The organism is Hydrogenophaga sp. (genome assembly GCF_022844385.1).
Lineage (GTDB): Bacteria > Pseudomonadota > Gammaproteobacteria > Burkholderiales > Burkholderiaceae_C > Hydrogenophaga.
Map to the genome: position 1 here is coordinate 1 of NZ_JALHLX010000237.1, position 2,532 is coordinate 2,532.

3 protein-coding genes and 1 pseudogene are annotated in these 2,532 nt (G+C 64.7%); all 4 read left to right on the top strand.

Going from position 1 to position 2,532, the window contains the following annotated elements:
- A pseudogene (locus tag Q0C59_RS19580) lies at window positions 1-195 on the top strand (DoxX family protein); the annotation flags it as partial.
- A gap of 72 nt (window positions 196-267) precedes the next feature.
- Complete coding sequence (locus Q0C59_RS19585; RefSeq protein WP_291218736.1) at window positions 268-822, top strand: flavodoxin family protein; 555 nt, start codon at window positions 268-270, stop codon at window positions 820-822.
- 112 nt (window positions 823-934) lie between these two features.
- Window positions 935-1,648, top strand: coding sequence for a DUF599 domain-containing protein (locus Q0C59_RS19590; RefSeq protein ID WP_291218738.1), 714 nt, complete (start codon window positions 935-937; stop codon window positions 1,646-1,648).
- 35 nt (window positions 1,649-1,683) lie between these two features.
- Window positions 1,684-2,532, top strand: an 849-nt coding sequence (locus tag Q0C59_RS19595) for a PHP domain-containing protein (RefSeq protein ID WP_291218740.1), incomplete at its 3' end; no start/stop codon positions are given.

Consider the following 2,532-nt stretch of genomic DNA (forward strand, 5'->3'; position numbering starts at 1 on the left):
TGGGCTGCCCTGGCCCTGGCAGTGTTCACGCTGGTGGCCTCGTTCTTCTTCCACGCTTACTGGGCCATGCCCGCCGAGCAACAAATGATGCAGCAGCTGATGTTCATGAAGAACATCGGTGTGGTCGGTGGTCTGCTGGCATTGGCCGCATTCGGTGCCGGTGCATTCAGCCTGGACGCCCGCCGCAATGCCTGAAACGCACAGAATCCCGCCATTCCTTCAACCCGCGCCCGACTCGCCAAGGGCGCTCTTTCTGAAAGCCATTTCATGACCAAAGTTGTCGTCGTTTATCACTCCGGCTACGGCCACACCCAGCGCATGGCGCAATCGGTGGCCGACGGCGCCGGCGCCGAGCTGCTCGCCATCGACGCTGAAGGCAACCTGCCTGAAGGCGGCTGGGAGACCTTGGCCGCAGCCGACGCGATCATCATGGGCTCGCCCACCTACATGGGCACCGTGAGCTGGCAGTTCAAAAAGTTCGCCGACGCCTCCAGCAAGCCCTGGTTCAGCCAGCAGTGGAAAGACAAGGTCTTTGCCGGCTTCACCAACAGCGCCACCATGAACGGCGACAAGCTGTCCACGCTGCACTACCTGTTCACCCTGGCCATGCAGCACAGCGGCATCTGGGTCGGCACGGGTCTGATGCCATCGAACAGCAAAGCGGCGCAGCGCAACGACGTGAACTACGTGGGTTCCTTCAGCGGCGCCATGGCGCAGAGCCCGTCGGATGCGGGTGCGAACGAAATGCTGCCGGGTGACCTGGAAACGGCGAAGCTGTTTGGCCAGCGTGTTGCTGCCACCGCCGCCAAGTTCAAGGCTTGAAACACGAGAGCGCGGCGATCCGGCGCCGGGCCGCCCCAAGCCGGATCAGCCCCCTTGGGGGGCAGCGCACCTCGCGCAGCGGGGGAGCGTGGGGGCGTCGTACCATCGGCGCATGAAATTCCTGAGCATCATCCCCTGGGCAGACTGGCTGGCGCTGGTCTGCTTTTTTGCCTTGTGGACCGGTTACGCCTGGTTCGCCCGCGTGTGGGGGCGCAAGGTGGGCTCGCTGATACAGACCACCAACCGCTACCGCGGCTACTGGATGATGCAGGCCACGTCTCGCGACCCGCGCATGATCGACGGGGTGATCACGCAGACGCTCTCAGCGACGCCGGCGTTTTTCTCGTCCACCTCCATTCTGGTCATTGGTGGACTGTTTGCGTTGCTCGGCACCACCGACAAGGCCAACGAGTTGATGAGCGAGATTCCGTTTGCGCAAGCCACGACGCTGATCGTCTTCGAGTTCAAGATCCTGGTGATGGTGGCGATCTTTGTGTACGCCTTCTTCCGATTCTCCTGGTGCATGCGGCAGTACACCTTTGTGGCCCTGGTGATTGGCGCCTTGCCGCCGGCCGAGGATTTTGAGGCCGACAAATACGACCGGCGCGCCTACGCCGAGCGCGCCGCGGCCATGGTGGGTGCGGCGGCCGAGACCTTCAACGACGGGCTGCGTGCTTACTATTTTTCGTTTGCTGCACTGGCGTGGTTCGTTTCGCCGGTGGCCATGGTGGTGGCCACGCTGGCGGTCGTGGCCATCCTCTACAGCCGCGAGTTTCGATCCGAGGTGCTGAGCATCCTCAAAGACGAGATTCCGCCGTCCACCTGAGCGAAGGGAGACGGTGCGGCTCCTAAAATGGAGCGATGTTTCTACACCTGCGCCTGCACACCGAATTCTCCGTCGTCGACGGCACCAACCGCATCGACGAAGTGGTGGCCGCCGCGGCCGCCGACAACCAGCCCGCGCTGGCCATCACCGACCTGAGCAACCTGTTCGGCGCGGTCAAGTTCTACAAGGCCGCGCGCGGCGTGGGCGTCAAACCCGTCATCGGGGCCGAGGTGATGCTGCAGGGCTTCACCGAAGAGACCCCGGGCGCCATGCCCGGCAGCCATCAGCCCGCCGCGCCCCGCGTGCTGTTGCTGGTGCAGGACCACCAGGGTTACCTGAACCTGAGCGAGCTGCTCGCCCGCGCCTGGACGCGCAACGAAGGCCGGGGTCAGGCGCTGGTGCACCGCGACTGGCTGCAGGAGTGCAATGCCGGTTTGATCATGCTCTCGGGCGCGCAGGCCGGCCCGGTGGGCCAGGCGCTGATGCAGGGCGACACGCAGCGTGCGACCGACATGGCGCTGCAACTTTCCACGATGTTCACGCACCGCTTCTACATCGAGCTGCAGCGCGCGGGCCGCGCCGACGACGAGCGCCATGTGACGCAGGCCGTGCAGCTGGCGGCCCGCCTGCACCTGCCGGTGGTGGCCACGCACCCGGTACAGTTTCTGGAGCCTGACGGTTACGAGGCGCACGAGGCGCGCGTGTGCATTTCCGAAGGCGAGATTCTGGGCAACAACCGGCGCGTGCGCCGTTTCACGCGCGAGCAGTACTTCAAAAGCGCCGAGCAGATGAGCGCGCTGTTTGCCGACGTTCCCTCGGCCCTGGCCAACACGCTGGAAATCGCCAAGCGCTGCAACCTCACGCTGGTGCTGGGCAAGCCGCAG